The organism is Micromonospora sp. WMMC264, assembly GCF_027497275.1.
Classification (GTDB): domain Bacteria; phylum Actinomycetota; class Actinomycetes; order Mycobacteriales; family Micromonosporaceae; genus Micromonospora; species Micromonospora chalcea.
This window is the reverse complement of record NZ_CP114907.1, coordinates 4278775-4298341: the sequence shown is the minus strand read 5'-3', so window position 1 is coordinate 4298341 and position 19567 is coordinate 4278775. Positions and strand designations below refer to the sequence as shown.

Annotated in this window: 21 protein-coding genes; 16 read left to right on the top strand and 5 right to left on the bottom strand. The window is 73.7% G+C overall.

All coding sequences use genetic code 11. The features are described 5' to 3' along the window. Positions 1 to 35: 35 nt before the first annotated feature. The 4 genes from O7542_RS18585 to O7542_RS18570 all read left to right on the top strand — a co-directional run bounded on the left by O7542_RS18585 (position 36) and on the right by O7542_RS18570 (position 3007). The gene (locus tag O7542_RS18585; RefSeq protein ID WP_043325811.1) at positions 36 to 443 is read left to right on the top strand and encodes a hypothetical protein; all 408 of its coding nucleotides are present in this window, start codon (positions 36 to 38) and stop codon (positions 441 to 443) included. Further along, on the top strand, positions 443 to 652 hold the full coding sequence (locus O7542_RS18580) for a DUF6186 family protein (RefSeq protein WP_176722875.1): 210 nt from the start codon (positions 443 to 445) through the stop codon (positions 650 to 652). Before O7542_RS18585 ends, O7542_RS18580 begins: the two co-directional genes overlap by 1 nt. A 475-nt stretch (positions 653 to 1127) precedes the next feature. Beyond that, positions 1128 to 1637: an adenylate kinase gene (locus O7542_RS18575; RefSeq protein ID WP_064447084.1), complete on the top strand. Its 510-nt coding sequence runs from the start codon at positions 1128 to 1130 to the stop codon at positions 1635 to 1637. Between the two features lie 47 nt (positions 1638 to 1684). Next, positions 1685 to 3007 carry an MATE family efflux transporter gene (locus tag O7542_RS18570; protein WP_069089330.1) on the top strand — a complete coding sequence of 441 codons (1323 nt, stop codon included), beginning with the start codon at positions 1685 to 1687 and terminating at the stop codon, positions 3005 to 3007. A gap of 6 nt (positions 3008 to 3013) precedes the next feature. Here O7542_RS18570 and O7542_RS18565 read toward each other — a convergent pair whose 3' ends face one another. The 3 genes from O7542_RS18565 to O7542_RS18555 form a co-directional block, all read right to left on the bottom strand. After that, on the bottom strand, positions 3014 to 3955 hold the full coding sequence (locus O7542_RS18565) for a hypothetical protein (RefSeq protein ID WP_281604955.1): 942 nt from the start codon (positions 3953 to 3955) through the stop codon (positions 3014 to 3016). 84 nt (positions 3956 to 4039) lie between these two features. Then, a complete protein-coding gene (locus O7542_RS18560) occupies positions 4040 to 4333 on the bottom strand; it encodes a hypothetical protein (RefSeq protein WP_274477627.1) in 294 nt (97 codons plus the stop codon). A gap of 41 nt (positions 4334 to 4374) precedes the next feature. Further along, positions 4375 to 5370 (bottom strand): hypothetical protein, encoded by a 996-nt coding sequence (locus O7542_RS18555; RefSeq protein WP_043325802.1) that lies wholly within the window; start codon positions 5368 to 5370, stop codon positions 4375 to 4377. A gap of 108 nt (positions 5371 to 5478) precedes the next feature. On the opposite strand from O7542_RS18555, the gene truB reads away from it, so the two are divergent. The 7 genes from truB to O7542_RS18520 all read left to right on the top strand — a co-directional run bounded on the left by truB (position 5479) and on the right by O7542_RS18520 (position 13203). Next, a complete protein-coding gene (gene truB / locus O7542_RS18550) occupies positions 5479 to 6363 on the top strand; it encodes a tRNA pseudouridine(55) synthase TruB (RefSeq protein WP_274477628.1) in 885 nt (294 codons plus the stop codon). A gap of 29 nt (positions 6364 to 6392) precedes the next feature. Further along, positions 6393 to 7319, top strand: coding sequence for a bifunctional riboflavin kinase/FAD synthetase (locus O7542_RS18545; RefSeq protein WP_030503409.1), 927 nt, complete (start codon positions 6393 to 6395; stop codon positions 7317 to 7319). Between the two features lie 181 nt (positions 7320 to 7500). Next, on the top strand, positions 7501 to 7770 hold the full coding sequence (rpsO, locus tag O7542_RS18540; protein WP_013284678.1) for a 30S ribosomal protein S15: 270 nt from the start codon (positions 7501 to 7503) through the stop codon (positions 7768 to 7770). 220 nt (positions 7771 to 7990) lie between these two features. After that, positions 7991 to 10348, top strand: coding sequence for a polyribonucleotide nucleotidyltransferase (locus O7542_RS18535; RefSeq protein ID WP_043325800.1), 2358 nt, complete (start codon positions 7991 to 7993; stop codon positions 10346 to 10348). Between the two features lie 153 nt (positions 10349 to 10501). Further along, positions 10502 to 11842, top strand: coding sequence for a pitrilysin family protein (locus O7542_RS18530; protein WP_199495900.1), 1341 nt, complete (start codon positions 10502 to 10504; stop codon positions 11840 to 11842). Between the two features lie 108 nt (positions 11843 to 11950). Further along, on the top strand, positions 11951 to 12712 hold the full coding sequence (gene dapB / locus O7542_RS18525) for a 4-hydroxy-tetrahydrodipicolinate reductase (protein WP_064447088.1): 762 nt from the start codon (positions 11951 to 11953) through the stop codon (positions 12710 to 12712). A gap of 20 nt (positions 12713 to 12732) precedes the next feature. After that, entirely contained in the window at positions 12733 to 13203 is a 471-nt protein-coding gene (locus O7542_RS18520) for a GNAT family N-acetyltransferase (protein WP_281604954.1), read from the top strand. Between the two features lie 191 nt (positions 13204 to 13394). Here the strand turns inward: O7542_RS18520 and O7542_RS18515 are convergent, their stop codons facing one another. Beyond that, positions 13395 to 13988 (bottom strand): GNAT family N-acetyltransferase, encoded by a 594-nt coding sequence (locus O7542_RS18515; RefSeq protein WP_064447090.1) that lies wholly within the window; start codon positions 13986 to 13988, stop codon positions 13395 to 13397. A 35-nt stretch (positions 13989 to 14023) separates the two neighbouring features. On the opposite strand from O7542_RS18515, the gene O7542_RS18510 reads away from it, so the two are divergent. Then, on the top strand, positions 14024 to 15328 hold the full coding sequence (locus O7542_RS18510; RefSeq protein WP_281604953.1) for a glycosyltransferase family 87 protein: 1305 nt from the start codon (positions 14024 to 14026) through the stop codon (positions 15326 to 15328). Here O7542_RS18510 and O7542_RS18505 read toward each other — a convergent pair. Further along, positions 15233 to 15778, bottom strand: a complete 546-nt coding sequence (locus O7542_RS18505; protein ID WP_281604952.1) for a GNAT family N-acetyltransferase — start codon at positions 15776 to 15778, stop codon at positions 15233 to 15235. The genes O7542_RS18510 and O7542_RS18505 overlap by 96 nt on opposite strands. A gap of 79 nt (positions 15779 to 15857) precedes the next feature. Between O7542_RS18505 and O7542_RS18500 the strand changes: the two genes are divergently transcribed. From O7542_RS18500 to dapA, 4 genes are all read left to right on the top strand, one after another. Then, positions 15858 to 17087, top strand: a complete 1230-nt coding sequence (locus O7542_RS18500; protein WP_043325793.1) for a crosslink repair DNA glycosylase YcaQ family protein — start codon at positions 15858 to 15860, stop codon at positions 17085 to 17087. Beyond that, positions 17077 to 17670, top strand: a complete 594-nt coding sequence (locus O7542_RS18495) for a DUF2752 domain-containing protein (protein ID WP_064447092.1) — start codon at positions 17077 to 17079, stop codon at positions 17668 to 17670. Before O7542_RS18500 ends, O7542_RS18495 begins: the two co-directional genes overlap by 11 nt. Positions 17671 to 17803: 133 nt before the next feature. Continuing rightward, positions 17804 to 18541 (top strand): FAD-dependent thymidylate synthase, encoded by a 738-nt coding sequence (gene thyX, locus O7542_RS18490; protein ID WP_043330542.1) that lies wholly within the window; start codon positions 17804 to 17806, stop codon positions 18539 to 18541. Positions 18542 to 18593: 52 nt separating this feature from the next. Further along, positions 18594 to 19520 (top strand): 4-hydroxy-tetrahydrodipicolinate synthase, encoded by a 927-nt coding sequence (dapA, locus tag O7542_RS18485; protein WP_043325790.1) that lies wholly within the window; start codon positions 18594 to 18596, stop codon positions 19518 to 19520. Positions 19521 to 19567: the final 47 nt, after the last annotated feature.

Genomic DNA, 19567 nt, shown 5'->3' with positions numbered 1-19567 from the left:
TTTCCGCCGTGCGTGACGCTGGGGACAATCGGGTGATGGATCATCCCCGTGAGCTCACCGTCGAGGCGCCCCGGGCCTGGGACCGGCCGGTCGTCTCCGTGCCGGTGCTGATCTGCTTGTCCCTGGTCGGCGGTCAACTTCCGTCCTTCTCGACCGCGGCCAACCTCTACATCCTCACCACCGGCGGAGGGTTGATCTGGGTCGGCCTGAGCAACCGGGTGCCCCGGCGCCCGGCGCCCCGCCGGCTGCCGTCGGTCGCGCTCTGGTGGCTGGTGCCGGTGACCGTCTTCGGGGTCTTCGAGGGGGCGACGTTCATGGCGGCGGCGGGTGACGACTTCCCCACCCTCTCCCGGCTGGCCGATCCGCTGCTGGAGGACAGTGTGATCCGTTCGGCGGCCTGGTTCGCGTGGCTGTCCACGTTCTGGGGACTGGTGCGCCGATGATGCGGGCACTGGCGATCGGCGGGTTTCTGGTCTCGCTCGTGCTGTTCGCGGTCGTCGAATGGGTGGCGCGCCGGGAGGGCTCGCGGGTCCCGTCGCTGGCCGACGTCTGCGCCTTCGTGATGCGGTACGAGGTGGGCCCGGTGCCGGTCGGGCGGATCGGCCTGTTCGGTTTCTGGTGGTGGCTGGGCTGGCACTTCCTGGCCCGCTGACACGGCCGGCCGAGCCGGACGACGAGGTTGATCTTTCCGCATTTCGGGAACTGTGGGCAGCATCTGGAAAGTGAACGTTAATTTGGGTGAGGGCCGGCGCTTCGCGGCGCTGGTCACGGGCGGTGCTGCCGCACCCGGCCTCGCCTCCCTCCAGGGTCAGACCGACCCGGGCTCACGCTGCCAGGCGAGCCGCTCCGGTGATCCCGGACCGCAGCCGGGCGCCCGTAGGGCCGCCGTGTCCGGCGGACCGCACCCTGGAAGGACCTCAGATGCCCAGCAAGCGCAAGCCGCAGACCGAGACCACCACCGACGAGGCGCGCGAGCAGATGCGCCGCGCGCTGCAGACCTCGATGGACACCCGTCAGTGACGTACGCCGTCCGGCGGTGACGCCGGCCGGGCCGCACCCGTGGCCCGACGCCGACGTCACCGCCGCTCGGGACCGACCGCCGTGCCGGACGGCGCTACCGTCACCCGGTGCGACGCATCCTGGTCGTCGGCGCCTCCGGCGCCGGCAAGAGCACGCTCGCCGGTGAACTGGCCCGGCGACTCGACCTTCCGCTGATCCACCTCGACCGGCACTACTGGCGCCCCGGCTGGACCGCACCGGCCCCGGCGGATTTCCGCGCCGAGGTGGCAGCGCTCGCCGCCCGCCCGGCCTGGGTGATGGACGGCAACTACGCGAGCACGCTCGACCTCCGGCTGCCCCGCGCCGACCTGCTGGTGCTCTGCGACACCTCCCGGCTGCGCTGCCTGGTCCGGATCGTCCGCCGCCGGTGGGCACATCGCGCCGCGCCCCGCGCCGACCTGCCCGAGGGCTGCCCGGAGCGGCTCGATCTCGACTTCCTGCCCTACGTCTGGCGTTACCCCCGCGACTCCCGGCCCCGGGTGCTGGCCGCGCTGGTCGAGCACGCCCCCGGGCTGCCGGTGCGCCGTCTGCGCGGGCGCCGTGACACGGCCCGGTTCCTGGCCGACGCAAGTAAGTAGCCCCCCGCCTTGCGGACCTTACCGGGAGCGTGCCAGGATCGGCGTCGATGAGCACGACTGCCGCCCCCGCCACCGCCGCCACACCCCGGCGGATCGCCACGCTCGCGCTGCCCGCCCTCGTGGTGCTGGCCGCCGAGCCGCTCTACGTCCTGGTCGACACCGCAGTGGTGGGTCACCTCGGGCGGGTGCCGCTGGCCGCGCTCGCCGTCGGCGGCACCGTCATGACGCTCACCGCCTGGGTCGGCACCGTCGTCGCGTACGGCACCACCGGGCGCTCGGCCCGCCGCTTCGGGGCGGGGGACCGGGCCGCCGCGGTGGCCGAGGGCGTGCAGGCGTCCTGGCTCGCGCTGGCCACCGGTGTGCTGGTGGCGGTCGCCATCGGCATCGGCGGGGGCGCGCTGGCGCGTACCCTCGTCGGCGGCCCCGGCGAGGTGGCCGACGCCGCCGCCGGATGGCTGCGGGTCGCGGCGCTCGGCGCGCCCGGTCTGCTGCTCGCCGCCGCCGGCAACGGCTGGCTGCGCGGCATCCAGGACACCCGCCGGCCGCTGCTGTTCGTGCTCGGCCCCAACCTGCTCTCCGCGGTGCTCTGCCCGCTGCTGGTCTATCCGGCCGGGCTCGGGCTGGTCGGCTCGGCGGTGGCGAACGCGATCGCGCAGACGCTCTCCGGCGTCCTGTTCGCGGCCGCGCTGGTGCGCGAGCGGGTCTCGCTGCGGCCCCGGCCCCGGGTGATCGGTCAGCAGCTCGTGCTCAGCCGGGACCTGCTGGTGCGCGGTGTCGCGTTCCAGGCCAGCTTCCTGTCCGCGACCGCTGTCGCGGCCCGCTTCGGCGCCGCCGCGGTGGGCGCGCACCAGATCGCCCTGCAACTGTGGTTCTTCACCGTGCTGGTGCTCGACGCGCTGGCCATCGCCGCGCAGTCGCTGGTCGGCGCCGCGCTGGGCGGCGGCGACGCAGCCGGCGCGCGGTTCCTGGCCCGCCGCGTCGCGCTGCTCGGCGGGCTGTGCGGCGTGGCCTTCGCGGTGCTGATCGCCGCCGGCGCCGGCGTCGTGCCGTCGTGGTTCAGCTCCGATCCGCAGGTACGCGAGCAGGCCATGACGGCCTGGCCCTGGTTCGTCGCGCTCCAGCCGATCGGTGGCGTGGTGTTCGCGCTCGACGGGGTGCTGATCGGCGCGGGCGACGTGCGCTACTTGCGCAACCTCACCATCGTGTGCGCGTTCGGCGGATTCCTGCCGGCGATCTGGCTGGCGTACGGGCTGGAACTCGGGCTGGGCGGGATCTGGGCCGGGCTGACGCTGTTCGTGGTGCTGCGGCTGGCCGGCCTGCTGCTGCGGATGCGCTCGGGCGCGTGGGCGGTGGTCGGCGCGGTCCGCTGACGCCGGTCAGCAGGGCTGGAACGAACCGGGGCCGCCCATCCACGGCTCGACCACGAAGAAGCCCTCGTCCAGCCGGGCGCAGTCGACGTTGTTCGTGCTCGCCTGCGCGGAGACGAGCCAGAGCCCGCGCTTCGCCGCCGGCAACCCTTCGGGGTGGGGGACCTCCCAGGCGACCCGGTCACGGATGGCGGCGATCCCGGCCCGGCCCGGTGTCGTCCGCGGCACGTCGAACGCGTACATCCAGACGTACTCTGTGGTGATCCGCAGGATCGGCCGGCCGTCGTCGCCGGTGACGGCCCGGTAGCGCATCTCACCCCGGACCCGGATCTCGTCCGCGCTGTCCTGCGAGCCGATCCGGGTGGCGTAGTTCACGAACGACAAGTCCTCGAAGTCGGTACGCAGCTGAGCGCGCGCGGCCGGCGCCAGCAGCGCCAGGAACGGCTCCGTGTCGCCGAGGATCATGGACAGGTCGAGCCGGGCCTGGACCAGCGCGGCCCGGACCTGGGTCAGCGCCGCGGCCACCTCGCGGGCGGTGAACGGGGGCCGCGCCGTGGCCTCCGGCAGGACGATCCCGGCCTCACCCACCGCGAAGTCCGCGCCGATGGTCCCCGCGAACAGGTCGCGCGGCTCGCCCACCCGGCTGAGCGGCACCGGCGACGGGCTGGCTTCGGCCGACGCCGCGGCGGCGGTGCCGGACCGTACCCGGTCGACGGTGACCCGGCCGAGCACGGCCGTGCCGCCGATCAGCGCCAGCGCCAGCACCACCACGAAGGCGACGCGGCGCTTGCCGCGCTGCCGCGACCAGACCATGCGGAAGCGCTCGCCGCGGGTCAGCGGGACGTCCGCGTCCGCGCCGGTCATCCAGCTCGGCAGCTGGATCTCCGCGCCCCGGGAGGCGACGGCGTAGGGATCCGGCTCGGGCGGTGTGGTCCCGTCTTCGGTGCTCATGCGGCGTTCCAGAGGGGTGCAGGGGCAGGGGGCGCATGATCATCGCACCCGGCCGCCGATCCCGCTGTCCCGTTTCCGTGCCGGTCAGATCCGCCCCTGCCGGATCGCCCACGCGAGGTAGAGCGTGCCGACGACCAGCAGCGTCGCGGTCACCAGGACGAAGACGAACGCCCCGATCGCGGCCACCGTGGGATGCCGCTCGCCGAACCGGGTCCGGCCCTGCCAGGCCCACATCCGGCGGCGCGCCGCCGCCAGCGCCGGTACGCCGTCGACCAGGTCGGACAGGCGGCGGCCGAGCGTACGGCGGGGCGGCTCCGGATTGCGCATCCAGTCCGGCAGGTCGACCCGGGCGCGGTGCGGTGGCGGGGCGTCGCTCATCGGGGGCTCCTGCCGCGGGGTGGCGTGGTGAGGTGGGCGGGTCAGCAGGTGTCCGGCAGGTCGACCGTCTTGTCCGGGTCGAAGACCGCGTCCGGGTCCGGGTCGGCCGGACCGGCGAGCGAGGGCCGGCCCAGCGCGAGCAGCCCCTTGTCCAGCGCGACGCAGTCGATGTTGGAGGCGTACGAGTCGGCCCGCTCGATCCACAGCCCGGCGGAGGCGGTGGTCACGTCGGCCGGGTGCGGCATGCTCCACTTCACCGTGTCGTGGACCACCACCACGCCGGCGCCCGGGGCGGGGCGGGTGGTGGAGAACGCGTACGCCCAGACGAAGTTCGTGGTCACCTCCAGGATGCGGATGCCGTCCCGGTCCTTCGTCGCCCGGTAGCTGATCCGGCCCTTGACCCGGGGCTCGTCGTCGGTGAGCCGGGCGCCGGGGGCGAGCCGGGTCGAGTAGGTGCCCGCCTCGCCGGTGGGGAAGTCGTCCCGTACGCCGGCCCGCGCGTCCGGTGCGAACTGGCGGACCAGCCGCTCCGGGTCCTTCGCGGTGAAGAACGTGCGGTCCAGCCGGGCGGTGATCAGCGCCTTGCGTACCTTGGCCAGCGTGTCTGCCACCTGCTTCTCGGTGAACGCGCCGGTCCGCTTGGCCCGGGGCAGCGCGATCCCGGCCGTGCCCTCGGGGAAGCCGGCTGCCGGGGTGCCGTCGAAGGGGCCGGCGGCCGGTGGCGGCGAGGCCGACGAGGACGCCTGCTCACCGACCGGCAGGCTCACCGTGGGGTGTTCGGCGGGCGGCTCCCGCCAGCGCTGGAAGCCCTGGTAGCCGAGGCCGCCGACGAGCCCGAAGAACGCGAGCAGCGCCAGCACGACCACGCCGCCGAGCAGCTTGCCGGAGTGCCCGCCGAGCGCGATCCGCAGGCGGTCGCCGCGGCCCGGCTCGACCTCGGGCGCGGGCTGGCGCAGCCACTCGGGTACCCGTCCCAGCGTGTCCTCCGACGGGCGATCGGTGGCGTGGGGATCGGGGACGGAACGGTGATCGGTCATCGGACTTCCCGGGCAGACGGGGCGGGGGCGCACGATCTTGACACCCCGCCGAAGCAGGGCGGTATCCCCCGCAGGGAGGATCGGCGCCGTCTGGCAGGCTTGGCGGTCGTGAGCACAGACGGTCTGATCGTGGTCGACAAGCCCGGCGGCATGACGTCGCACGACGTCGTGGCCCGGATCCGCCGGCTGGCCCGTACCCGCCGGGTGGGGCACGGCGGCACGCTGGACCCGATGGCCACCGGCGTGCTGGTGATCGGGGTGGGCCGGGCGACCCGGCTGCTCACGTACGTGATCGGCGCCGGCAAGAGCTACGCCGCGACGATCCGGCTGGGGCAGGCCACCGTCACCGACGACGCCGAGGGCGAGGTGGTCGCGACCACCCCGGCCGGCGCGGTCACCGACGACGGGGTACGCGCCGCGCTGGCCGCCCTCACCGGCGAGATCGACCAGGTGCCCAGCGCGGTCAGCGCCATCAAGATCAACGGCCAGCGGGCGTACAAGCGGGTCCGTGACGGCGAGACGGTCGAGCTGCCCGCCCGCCGGGTCACCGTCTCCCGGCTGGACGTGCGGGCGATCCGCCGGGACGTCCCGGACGTGGTGGACGTGGACGTGGAGGTGACCTGCTCGTCCGGGACGTACATCAGGGCGCTGGCCCGTGACGCGGGCGCCGCGCTCGGCGTCGGCGGCCACCTCACCGCGCTGCGCCGCACCGCGGTGGGCGGGTTCACGCTCGCCGAGGCGGCCACGCTCGACGAGCTGGAGCAGCGCGCGCCCGACGTGGTGAACCTGCCGCTGGACGCCGCCGCCGCGCGGTTCTTCCCGCGCCGGGACGCCACCGCCGACGAGACCCGGGTGCTCTCCCACGGCGGGCCGCTGACCCCGGCCGGGATCACCGGGCCGTACGCGGTCTTCGACCCGGCGGGCGGGCTGATCGCTATCGTCAGCGAGCGGGACGGTCGGGCCCGCGCGGAGATCGTGCTGGCCCCGGCCTGAACGGCGCGGGCGGACAGGGGAGGAACGGCATGCAGCGGTGGCGGGGGTACGAGGCGGCGCCCGGCGGCTGGGGACGCTCGGTGGTCACCATCGGCGTCTTCGACGGCGTGCACCGGGGGCACCAGGCCACCATCGGGCACACCGTGGCGCGCGCCCGGGAGCTGGGCGTCAAGTCGGTGGTGGTGACGTTCGACCCGCACCCGGCCGAGGTGGTGCGCCCGGGCTCGCACCCGGCGGTGCTCACCGAGCCGGCGCGCAAGGCCGAGCTGATCGAGGCGCTCGGCGTGGACGTGCTCTGCGTGGTGCCGTTCACGGTCGAGTTCTCCCGGCTGCCACCCGAGGCGTTCGTGCACGACGTCCTGGTCGAGCACCTGCACGCCGCGCTCGTGGTGGTCGGCGACAACTTCCGGTTCGGGCACCGGGCGGCCGGGGACGTGCCGCTGCTGGAACGGCTCGGCCGCACCTTCGGCTTCGCCGTCGAGGGGGCGCCGCTGGTCGCCGAGGCGGGGACGGTCTTCTCCTCCACGTACATCAGGTCCTGCGTCGACGCGGGCGACGTGGGCGCGGCGGCGGCGGCGCTCGGCCGCCCGCACCGGGTCGAGGGCGTGGTGGTCCGCGGCGACCAGCGCGGACGTGAGCTGGGTTACCCCACCGCCAACCTGCTGACCCACAGGTACGCGGCGGTGCCCGCCGACGGCGTGTACGCGGCCCGCCTGGTGCGCCGCGACGGCGAACCGCTCGCGGCGGCCGTGTCGATCGGCACCAACCCGACGTTCTCCGGCCGGGAACGGCGGGTGGAGGCGTACGCGCTGGACTTCACCGGCGACCTGTACGGCGAGCGGCTGGCCCTGGACTTCGTGGCGCACCTGCGCGAGCAGCGGACGTACGACGCGATCGAGCCGCTGGTGGCCCAGATCGCCGAGGACGTGGAGCGCACCCGCCGGGCGGTGTCCTGACCCGCTCGGGCGACCTTGACCGGCCGTCCGGCCCGGGGGCTGGTAGGCTGGCGGAGACGTCGGCTGACCGACGGGGGCCTCGCGTGCCTGCACGACGCCGCGGGTGCGAGGAACCGGTCCGTTGCACCGGTCACCACGACCGCTCCGGACCTCATCGAATGACCCACGAAACAGGGAGAACATGGCGCTCGACCAGGAAGCCAAGGCCAAGATCCGCCAGGAGTACGCGACCGCCGAGGGCGACACCGGCTCGCCCGAGGTGCAGGTCGCGGTCCTGACCAAGCGGATCGCTGAGCTCACCGAGCACCTGAAGGTGCACAAGCACGACCACCACAGCCGCCGTGGGCTGCTGCTGCTGGTCGGCCGGCGCCGCCGGCTGCTGAACTACGTCCAGAAGAAGGACATCAACCGCTACCGGTCGCTCATCGAGCGGCTCGGCCTGCGCCGATGACCTGACGGGGGAGTGGCCGCCTGGCCGCTCCCCCGTTGCAGTACCACCGAAGAACCCGGCCGCGCGACACCCGAAGAGGGAGCCGGTCAGCACCGGTCTCCGGTAGTGGCCCCCGGGCATCCCGGCACGACGCCGGCCCACCCGGGCGCTTCGATCGAAGACCGGCCGCCTGAGCAGTTCCCGTGTCGTCGGCCGACGACGCGAAGGAGCACCACAGCACATGACCGAGACCAACCTCGGCACCGAATCCCGCACCGCGGTGATCGACAACGGGTCCTTCGGCACCCGTGAGATCACCTTCTCCACCGGCCGCCTGGCCCGCCAGGCCGCCGGCTCCGTCGTCGCCCAGCTCGGCGAGACGGTCGTCCTCTCCGCCACCACGGCCGGCAAGCAGCCGCGCGAGTCGTTCGACTTCTTCCCGCTGACCGTGGACGTCGAGGAGCGGATGTACGCCGCGGGCCGGATCCCCGGCTCGTTCTTCCGCCGTGAGGGCCGGCCCAGCGAGGACGCCATCCTCACCTGCCGGCTGATCGACCGGCCGCTGCGCCCGTCGTTCGTCAAGGGCCTGCGCAACGAGGTCCAGGTCGTCGAGACGGTGCTGGCGCTCGACCCGCAGCACCCGTACGACGTGGTGGCGATCAACGCCGCCTCGATGTCGACCAAGCTGTCCGGCCTGCCGTTCTCCGGCCCGATCGGCGCGACCCGGGTCGCGCACGTCGACGGCCAGTGGGTCGCCTTCCCGACCCTGGAGGAGCTGGAGCGGGCCACGTTCGACATGGTCGTGGCCGGCCGCACCCTGGCCGACGGCGAGGTCGCGATCATGATGGTCGAGGCCGAGGCCACCCCGAACGCGGTGACCCTGATCTCGGGCGGCGCCACCGCGCCGACCGAGGAGATCGTGGCCAGCGGCCTGGAGGCCGCCAAGCCGGCCATCCGCGAGCTGTGCCGGGCGCAGAGCGAGCTGGCCGAGGTGGCCGCCAAGCCGGTCGCCGAGTTCCCGATCTTCCTGGACTACCAGGACGACGCGTACGACGCGGTGGCCGAGGTGGCCCGCGCCGAGGTCGCCGAGGCGCTGAAGATCGCCGGCAAGGCCGACCGCGAGGAGGCCCTGGACCGGATCAAGGCCAAGGTCGCCGAGGAGCTGACCGGCCGCTTCGAGGGCCGCGAGAAGGAGCTGTCCGCCGCGTTCCGTTCGCTGACCAAGTCCGAGGTCCGCAACCGGGTGCTGCGCGAGCAGGTCCGCATCGACGGCCGCGGCCCGCGTGACATCCGCCCGCTGACCGCCGAGGTCGGCGTGCTGCCGCGGGTGCACGGCTCGGCGCTGTTCGAGCGCGGCGAGACCCAGATCCTGGGCGTCACCACGCTGAACATGCTGCGCATGGAGCAGATGGTGGACACGCTGTCCCCGGAGAACCGCAAGCGCTACATGCACAACTACAACTTCCCGCCGTACTCGACCGGTGAGACCGGCCGGGTCGGCTCGCCGAAGCGGCGCGAGATCGGCCACGGCGCGCTCGCCGAGCGGGCGCTGATCCCGGTGCTGCCCTCGCGCGAGGAGTTCCCGTACGCCATCCGGCAGGTCTCCGAGGCGCTCGGCTCCAACGGCTCCACCTCGATGGGTTCGGTCTGCGCCTCGACGCTGGGCCTGCTCTCCGCCGGTGTGCCGCTGAAGGCGCCGGTCGCCGGCATCGCCATGGGCCTCATCTCCGACGAGGTCGACGGCAAGACCCAGTACGTGACGCTGACCGACATCCTCGGCGCCGAGGACGCGTTCGGCGACATGGACTTCAAGGTCGCCGGCACCCGTGACTTCGTCACCGCGCTCCAGCTCGACACCAAGCTCGACGGCATCCCGTCGGACGTGCTGGCCGCCGCGCTGCAGCAGGCGCACGAGGCCCGGCAGACCATCCTCGACGTGATGCAGCGGGCCATCGAGGCGCCGGCCGAGATGTCGGACTACGCGCCGCGGGTCACCACCGTGAAGATCCCGGTCGACAAGATCGGCATGGTGATCGGCCCGAAGGGCCAGACCATCAACGCGATCCAGGACGAGACCGGCGCCGAGATCTCCATCGAGGACGACGGCACGATCTACGTCGGCGCCACAAACGGGCCGGCGGCCCAGGCCGCGGTGGACCGGATCAACGGCATCGCCAACCCGACGCTGCCCAAGGTCGGCGAGCGGTTCCTCGGCACCGTGGTGAAGACCGCCGCGTTCGGCGCCTTCATCTCGCTGCTGCCGGGCCGCGACGGCCTGCTGCACATCTCCAAGGTGGGCGACGGCAAGCGGGTCGAGAAGGTCGAGGACTTCCTCAACGTCGGCGACAAGGTCGAGGTGGAGATCGCGGACATCGACGCCCGCGGCAAGATCTACCTGGACAAGATCCGCCCGGAGGGCGCCGAGGCGCCGGCCGCCGCCGAGGGTGGCGACCGTCCGTCGGGCCGGGACCGCGGCGGCGACCGCGGCCCGCGTGACCGGGGTGACCGGGGTGGCGACCGGGAGCGCGGCGAGCGCCGCTCCGAGGGCGGCGAGGGCGGCGGCGAGTCCCGTCCGCGTCGCCGGACCCGGCACAGCTGATCCACCGCCGGCCCGGGTGACGTCCGCGTCACCCGGGCCGGACCACGGCTCCAGGTCGCCTGCGCGAGCTGGAGCCGTCGTACGTCCCGCCGTCCCTCGTCATCCGGAGAGCAGGTGCTCGTGAGTTCGTCAGCCGCCTCGACGGGACGGGGGGTGACGTCGACCGGGCCGGGTTCGGCCGCCCGCGCGGTCACCCGGACGCTCAGCGACGACCCGCTCGGCGGCACCGTCCGCCGTACCGTGCTGCCCAGCGGGCTGCGGGTGCTGACCGAGGCGATCCCGGCCATGCGCAGCGTGTCGTTCGGCATCTGGGTGGCGGTCGGTTCGCGCGACGAGACCGGCCCGCAGGCCGGCGCCGCGCACTTCCTGGAACACCTGCTGTTCAAGGGCACCAACAAGCGCAGCGCGCTGGAGATCTCGTCCCAGATCGAGGCGGTGGGCGGCGAGACCAACGCCTTCACCACGAAGGAATACACCTGCTACTACGCGCGGGTGCTGGACGAGGACCTGCCGCTGGCCATCGACGTCATGTGCGACCTGGTCGCCGACTCGGTGCTGACCCCGTCCGACGTGGAGACCGAGCGCGGCGTCATCCTCGAAGAGATCGCCATGCACGACGACGAGCCCGGCGACGAGGTGCACGACCTGTTCACCCGCGCCGTCTACGGCGACCACCCGCTGGGCCGCCTCATCTCCGGCACCGAGGAGACCGTCACGCCGATGAGCCGGCGGCAGATCCAGGGCTTCTACCGCCGCCGCTACACCCCGCCGCGGATCGTGATCGCCGCCGCCGGCAACCTCGACCACGCCGCGGTGGTCAAGCTGGTCCGGCAGGCGCTGCGCGGCACCCCGCTGGACACCGACCCGGCGGCGCCGGCGTCGCACCGCCCGTCCACCCCGGGGGTACGCACCAAGCCGGCCACCACGCTCGTCGAGCCGAAGGAGACCGAGCAGGCGCACGTCGTCCTCGGCTGCCCGGCCATCGACCGCACCGATGAGCGGCGCTTCGCCCTCGGCGTGCTCAACAACGTGCTCGGCGGCGGTATGTCCAGCCGGCTGTTCCAGGAGATCCGGGAACAGCGCGGCCTCGCGTACTCGGTCTACTCCTACGCCAGCCAGTACGCCGACAGCGGCGTGTTCGCCGTCTACGCCGGTTGCGCTCCGGGCAAGGTGGACGAGGTGCTGCACCTGACCCGCGCCGAGCTGGCCCGGGTCGCCGCCGAGGGGATCACCGAGGCGGAACTGGCCCGGGGCAAGGGGATGAGCAAGGGCTCGTTCGTGCTCGGGCTGGAGGACACCGGCTCGCGGATGAGCCGGCTCGCCAAGGGCGAGCTGCTCTACGGCAACCTGATGCCGGTGGACGACCTGCTGGCCCGGGTGGACGCGGTGACCCTCGACGACGTGAACACGCTCGCCGCCGAGCTGCTCGGCCGGCCGATGTCGCTGGCCGTGGTGGGCCCGTTCGACTCCGGCAGCTTCACCGTCGACCGCTGAGCGGCGGCGGTCCGGTCGGCCGGGCGTCGGCCGCGCCGGTTTGCCGGATGCCGGGCGTCGGTGCGGTCCGCCGGACCGCGCCGTGCGGGCTGGGATAGGTTGTGGCCCGTGACTGAGCAGCAGAACACGGTGGCCCGGGTCGGTGTGCTGGGCGCCCGGGGCCGGATGGGCATGGAGGTCTGCAAGGCGGTCGACTCCGCCGCCGACCTGGAGCTGGTCGCGGCCGTCGACCAGGGCGACGATCTGGCCACTGTGGCGCAGGCGGGCGCCGGGGTGGTCGTCGACTTCACCACTCCCGACGCGGTCATGGACAACCTGCGCTGGTGCGTCGAGAACGGCGTGCACGCGGTGGTCGGCACCACCGGCTTCACCGAGCAGCGGCTCGACCAGGTACGCGAGTGGCTGGCCGGCCGTCCCGGTGTGGGCGTGGTGATCGCCCCCAACTTCGGCATCGGCGCGGTGCTGATGATGCAGTTCGCCGCGCGCGCGGCCCGGCACTTCGAGTCGGTCGAGATCATCGAGCAGCACCACCCGCGCAAGCTGGACGCGCCGAGCGGCACCGCCACCCACACGGCTCGGCTGATCGCCGCGGCCCGCGCCGACGCCGGGCTCGGGCCGGTGCCGGACGCCACCCGCGACGAGGTGGCCGGCGCCCGCGGCGCCGACATCGACGGGGTACGCGTGCACGCGGTACGCGCCACCGGCCTGGTCGCCCACCAGGAGGTGCTGTTCGGCACCACTGGTGAGACGCTCACCATCCGGCACGACTCGTACGACCGGGTGTCGTTCATGCCCGGCGTGCTGCTCGCGGTCCGCGAGGTGGGCCGCCGGCCCGGTCTCACGGTCGGCCTGGACGCCCTGCTCGACTGACCTGGGCGTACCCTCTGCTCATGATCGATTCCGGACAATCCGACCGCACCGGCCGCCGGGTGACGCTGCGCCCGGTGGACGACGACAACTGGCGGGCCGTGGCGGACGTCGCGCCGCACGACGACCAGCGCGCCTTCGTGTTCGCGCTGGCCGCCCGCTATCTGCTGCTCACCGAGCGCTCGGACGTCTGGAACTCGCTGGCGGTCTACGCCGACGAGACGGTCGTCGGCCACGTCATGTGGGGCGTGGACGACGACGGGTCGCGCTGGATCGGTGGCATGGTGATCGACGCCGCCGAGCAGGGCCGGGGTCTGGGCCGAGCGACGGTGCGGACGCTCGCCGACTGGCTGGCCGAGGCGGGCCGGCCGATCCGCTTGAGCTACCACCCCGACAACAAGCCCGCCGCCGCCCTCTACACGTCCCTGGGCTTCCACCCCACAGGCGCGTTCGAGGACGACGAACTGGTAGCCGAGCTCCTCCCCCCAGCCTGACCCTCACCCCCGAGCTTGCCCCCGGTCGATCATGAGGTTGGCGGCCTTTTCGATCTCCCCGACTGCCGCCAACTTCATGATCGACGCGGTGGGGGTGGGGTGGTGCGGTGAGGGGGTGGGGTGGCGGTCCTGCCCCGTGCCGGGACCGCCGGCCCACCCACGTGAGGGTGGACCGGCGGCCGGGCGGGAACTCATCGGTCGGCTGAAGGATTTTCGTCAGCGGATTCCGGGACCGCCACGTGGAAGCGGAGCTGGGGGACGAGCATGTCGTCCACGTCCAGCGCGCGGGTCGCGCCGTCCGGCTCCCAGCCGGTCGAGCCGAGGAAGTTGCGGGTCGCCGCGTCGGCGTCGAACGCCCACGCCACCGCCCGGGTCAGCCCGTCGGCGCGCCAGTGCTCGACCGCCGCGGCGAGCAGCCGGCTGCCGTGCCCGCGCCGCCCCCACCGGGGCTCCACCAGCAGGTCGGTCACCGCCGCGACGCCCGACGCGAGCGCGTCGGCCGGCTCACCGGGAGCCAGCGCCTCGGCGTCGGCCGGACCGGAGGCGATGAACCCCACCAGATAGGATTGCGCCGCCTCCTCGACGGCGACCAGCACCCGGTGCGCGCCCGAGGGGGGCTCCTGCACCGCCGCGCTCCACCGCCGGGCGAGGTACGCCTCGTCCAGGTTGTCGAGCACGTGCCGGGGCAGGATCCGGCGGTACGCGACCCGCCAGGTCGCGAGCTGGACGCGTGCGATCTCGCCGGCGTCCTCGGGACGCGCGGGCCGGACGTAGCCTGCAGCCATGGCACGTGAGCCTACGCAGGGCGAGGAGGGTGACGGTGGCGCAGGGTGCCGGGCGCACGATCACGCAGGCCGTCGCCGTGGCGGCGCTCGCCGCGGCGGTCACCGTGTTCCTGTCCGTGGCGGCGGTGCGGCACGGCTTCTTCGACCTGCAGGTCTACTACGGCGCGCTCACCTACTGGGCGCGTGACGGCGGGGAGATCTACGACTTCCTGCGCCCCGGCACCCAGTACGGCTTCACCTACCCGCCGTTCGCCGCGCTGGTGATGCTGCCGATGGCGTACCTGCCGTGGAACGCCGCGATCGTGGTGAGCGTGACGCTCACGGTGCTGGCGAGCGCCGTGGTGATCTGGCGGCTGCTGGACCCGGTGGCCCGCCGCTCCGGCTGGACCCGCTGGTTCGCCCTCGCCGTCGCGCTGTGCCTGGCCGCCGCGTACGAGCCGATGCGCGAGACGGTCAACTTCGGCCAGGTCAACATGCTGCTGCTGTTCCTGGTGGCGGTGGACCTGCTGTGGCTGCTGCCGGCCCGCAGCCGCTGGGCGGGCGTGGGCATCGGCCTGGCCACCGCGATCAAGCTGACGCCCGGCATCTTCATCGTCTACCTGCTGGTCACCGGCCGCTGGCGGGCCGCCGCCACGTCGGTCGGCACGGCTGCCGTCGCCACGCTCGTGGCCGCCGGTCTCTTCCCGGACGCCTCCCGGGAGTTCTGGACCGAGGCGCTGTGGAACACCGACCGGGTCGGTGAGCTGGCGTTCGTCTCCAACCAGTCGTTGCGCGGGGTGGTCGCCCGGCTCGACCCGCAGCACCCCAGCACGATCGCCTGGCTGGCGCTCGTACTCCTGACGCTCGTGGTGTGGGCGTGGCGGTCGCGGGCGGCGGTGGCCGCCGGCGACGAGGCCACCGGCCTGGCCCTGACCGGCGCCGTGATGTGCCTGGTCAGCCCGGTCACCTGGGTGCACCACCTGGTGTGGCTGCTGCCCGGGTTGATCCTGCTCGTGGACAACGGCATGGCGGCGCCCGCGCGCAGCCGGCGGCGCCGTCTGCTGCTGGCCGCCGCGTTGGTCGGGTACGCGCTGCTGTGCAGCCGGATCGTCTGGGCCTGGGAGAAGGACTTCACCGGCGTGGACGGCTTCCTCGGCAGCAACACGTACGTGTGGATCAGCCTGGCGTTGCTGCTGGGGCTGCCGATCCGGCGCTGGCTCACCCCGGACGGCGGTGGGCGTCCCGGCGGGGAGGTCCCGGCCGGGTCAGCCTCCGGCGGTGTAGCGCAGCTCGCGGAGCAGGAGCGGGGGGAGTCCGCCGGACATCGGCACCGGATAGGTGGACTCCTCGCCGTCCGGTGAGTGCCCGGCCCGCTCGTAGAAGCGGCGCGCCCGGGCGTTGTCGGCGAGCACCCAGAGCCGGTACCCGGTCCAGCCCCGCTCGGCCAGGCCGTCCCGGGCCGCCGCGAGCAGCGTCCGGGCGACACCCGAACCCCAGTACGCGGGCTCCACGTAGATCGCCAACAGCTCACCGTGCGCCGGGTCCAGGTCGCCGCGGTCCTGGTTGTTCCGGTACGGCCCGAACGTGGTGAACCCGACGATCGTGCCGCCGTCCTCGGCGACGAGCGTGGTGAACGGGTGCTCCGGGTCGGCGGTGCCGAGGTCGCGGCGGCGCTGGGCCCAGGCGGCCGGGTTCAGCCGGGCCAGCACCTCCGTGGGCATGATCCCGGCGTAACCGGACTGCCATCCGTGGACGTGCACCCGGGCGATCGCCTCGGCGTCGTCCGGTTCCTCCCGGCGAATGGTGAGCATCTGTCCGTTCTATGCCCAGACGGGCGATCGGTCCAGCCGCCGCTCCCGGTGTCGTACCGCTGGATTAGGGTCGCCGGCGATGGCCGTACCGGAATCGCTCTCCCTCGCCCAGGCCCGCCGGATCGCCCTGGCCGCCCAGGGCTTCGCCGACCCGGCGCCTGCCGGCGTGCCCACCCGGCGGCACCTGCGCCGGGTGCTCGACCGGGTCGGGCTGATCCAGATGGACTCGGTGAACGTGCTCCAGCGGGCGCACTACCTGCCGCTCTACAGCCGGCTCGGGCCCTATCCGACCGCGCTGCTGGACACCGCCGCCTACCGCCGCCCGCGTGAGCTGTTCGAGTACTGGGCGCACGAGGCGTCGCTGGTGCCGGTCGGGCTGCACCCGGCGCTGCGCTGGCGGATGGCGAAGGCCCGCGACGAGGCGTGGGGCGGCATGCGCCGGATCGCCCAGGAGCAGCCCGGGCTGGTCGCCTGGGTCCGCGACGAGGTGGCCGCCCGGGGCCCGCTGACCGCGGCCGAGATCGAGCACGACGCGCCCCGGGAGACCGGCAACTGGGGCTGGAACTGGTCCGCCGTGAAGCGGGCGCTGGAGTTCCTGTTCTGGGCCGGCGAGGTCACCGCCGCCGAGCGCACCAACTCGTTCGCCCGCCGCTACGACCTGCCCGAGCGGGTGCTCCCGGCCGCCGTGCTGGACGCGCCCACCCCGACCGACGCCGAGGCGTACCGGACGCTCGTCTCGATCGCGGCCCGCTGCCTCGGCGTGGCCGCCGAGCCGGAGCTGCGCGACTACTTCCGGCTGCCGGTGGCCGGGGCGCGGCAGGCGGTGGCCGACCTGGTCGAGGCGGGCGAGCTGACCCCGGTCACCGTGCAGGGCTGGCGGCACCCCGCCTATCTGCACGCCGACGCCCGGATGCCCCGCTGGGTACGCGGGAACACGCTGGTCAGCCCGTTCGACCCGCTGGTCTGGGAGCGGGCGCGCACGGAGCGGCTGTTCGGCTTCACCTACCGGATCGAGATCTACGTGCCCGCGCCGCAGCGGGTGTACGGCTACTACGTGCTGCCGTTCCGCCAGGGCGAGCGCTTCACCGCCCGGGTCGACCTCAAGGCCGACCGGAAGGCCGGCGTGCTGCTGGTGCCGGCCGCCTGGGTCGAGCCGGGCGCCGACCCGGGGGAGACCGCTGTGGCGCTCGCCGCCGAGCTGTACCGGCTGGCCGGGTGGCTCGGCCTGGACGCGGTCGCCCCGCCCGCCGCAGGCGACCTCGCGGGGCCGCTGGCCGCCGCGCTGGTGGGCGTGGCCGGTGTACGGTGAGCGCGTGACGAGCGTTGACCGGCCTGCCACCGAGCCCGACCCGCACGCCCACAGTGAGCCGCACGTCCACGCTGGGCCGCACGCTCCCGACGGGCCGTGGCAGGGGCCGTACCCGGTCGCGTACCAGCCGGTCGAGACCGACCGGTTCACCCGTATGGTCCTGCGCCTGCACGCCCGCGCCCCACGCTGGGCGGTGCCGCTGGCCGCGCTCGGCTGCGTCGTCCTCGGCCTGGCGTACGCGATGATCAGCAACCCGACGCAGAGCGACCCGGACGCCCGCCCGACCTGCCTGCTCAAGCTCACCACCGGGCTCGACTGCCCGGGCTGCGGCGGCACCCGCGCGCTCTGGTACGTGCTGCACGGCGACCTGCCGGCCGCCGCCCGGCACCACTTCCTGTTCGTGTTCGCGCTGCCGTTCCTGACCTGGCTCTTCGTGACCTGGGCCGGCAACCGGGCGTTCGGCTGGAAGCTGCCCGAGCCGCGGTTCAGCCCCAAGGCGATCGGGTTGTTCCTGGCCGCCTGGGGGGTCTTCTCGGTGGCCCGCAACCTGCCGTGGGCGCCCTTCACCTCGCTCTACGTCTAGCCCCCGCCGAGGGACCGCGCTGACGCGAGGGCCGGGAGATCTTGGACACCCGGGCTGAGCTGGGCGGCAGGTCGGCCGCGCGCCCGATTTCCGCGCCGGGCGAGGGCCAACTACAGTCCCAGGAATGCCGGAGATGGTGCAGCCCCAGGTCAAGTTGATCGCGTGGACCCAGTTCCAGGCGCCCGAAGAGGTGCCCTGGTCCACCGACGCCGACGGCGGGCAGGCGCTCGCCGAGTTCGCCGGCCGGGCCTGCTACCAGAGCTGGAAGAAGCCGAACCCGGCCACCGCCACCAACGCGGGCTACCTGGCGCACATCCTGGAGGTCGGCCACCTGAGCGTGCTGGAGCACGGCTCGGTGAGCTTCTACTTCAGCGGCGTGTCGCGGTCGTTCACGCACGAGCTGATCCGGCACCGGCACTTCTCCTACTCGCAGCTCTCCCAGCGCTACGTGCCGGAGCGGGACGCGGCGATGGTCGAGCCGTCGGTGATCGCCGACGACCCGGAGCTGCACAAGAAGTTCGTCGAGGCCACCGACGCGGCGGTGCGGGCGTACACCGAGTTGCTGGAGGGGCTGGAGGCCCGCTTCACCGACGAGCCCAACCCGACGCTGCGCCGCAAGCAGGCCCGCCAGGCGGCGCGGGCGGTGCTGCCGAACGCGACCGAGACGCGGATCGTGGTGACCGGCAACTATCGCGCGTGGCGGCACTTCGTCAAGATGCGCGCCACCGAGCACGCCGACGTGGAGATCCGCGAGCTGGCGGTGGAGTGCCTGCGACAGCTCAAGAGCGTCGCGCCGAACGTGTTCGCCGACTTCGAGATCTCCACCCTGCCCGACGGCACCGAGGTGGCGGCGTCCCCGTACGCCGAGTGACCTGTCGCCCTTCGCCGCCGGGTCACCGGTGGTCGTCCGCTAGGTTGTGAGCATGACGCACGACCACTCCGCCGCCCCGAGCCGGGGCGCGTCGCGCCCGTTCGGGCGAGTGATGACGGCCATGGTGACCCCGTTCACGCCGGACGGCGGGCTCGATCTCGCCGGCGCCGCCCGGCTGGCCGAGTACCTCGTGGACGAGCAGCGCAACGACGCGCTGGTCCTCAACGGCACCACCGGTGAGTCACCGACCACCACCGACGCGGAGAAGGAGTCGCTGATCCGCGCCGTGGCCGAGGCGGTGGGCGACCGGGCCCGCATCGTCGCCGGGGTGGGCACCAACGACACCCGGCACACAGTCGAGCTGGCCACCCAGGCCGAGAAGGCCGGCGCGCACGGCCTGCTGGTGGTGACGCCCTACTACAACAAGCCGCCGCAGGCCGGGCTGCTGCGTCACTTCACCACCGTCGCGGACGCCACCGGCCTGCCGGTCATGCTCTACGACATCCCGCACCGCTCCGGCGTGGAGATCGCCACCGAGACGCTGGTGAAGCTGGCCGAGCACGGCCGCATCGTGGCCGTGAAGGACGCCAAGAGCGACCTGACCGCCACCTCCTGGGTGCTGGCCCGCAGCGACCTCGCGTTCTACAGCGGCGAGGACGCGCTCACCCTGCCGATGCTGTCGATCGGCGCGGTCGGCGTGGTCGGCACCTCCACCCACTTCACCGGCGCGCCGACCAAGCAGATGATCGAGGCGTTCGAGGCGGGCGACAACGCCCGGGCGCTCGCGCTGCACCGGCAGTTGCTGCCGCTCTACACCGGCATCTTCCGCACCCAGGGCACGATCCTGGTCAAGGCGGGTCTCGCGGCCCAGGGCCGCCCGGCCGGCCCGGTGCGACCGCCGCTGGTGGACGCCACCGGCGACGAACTGGCCCAGCTGCGCGCCGACTGTGCGGCGGCGGGCCTGCCCCTGCCCGAATGAACAAACGACACGACGGACGCCGCGCGACGGCGTCGCAGAATGAGGTG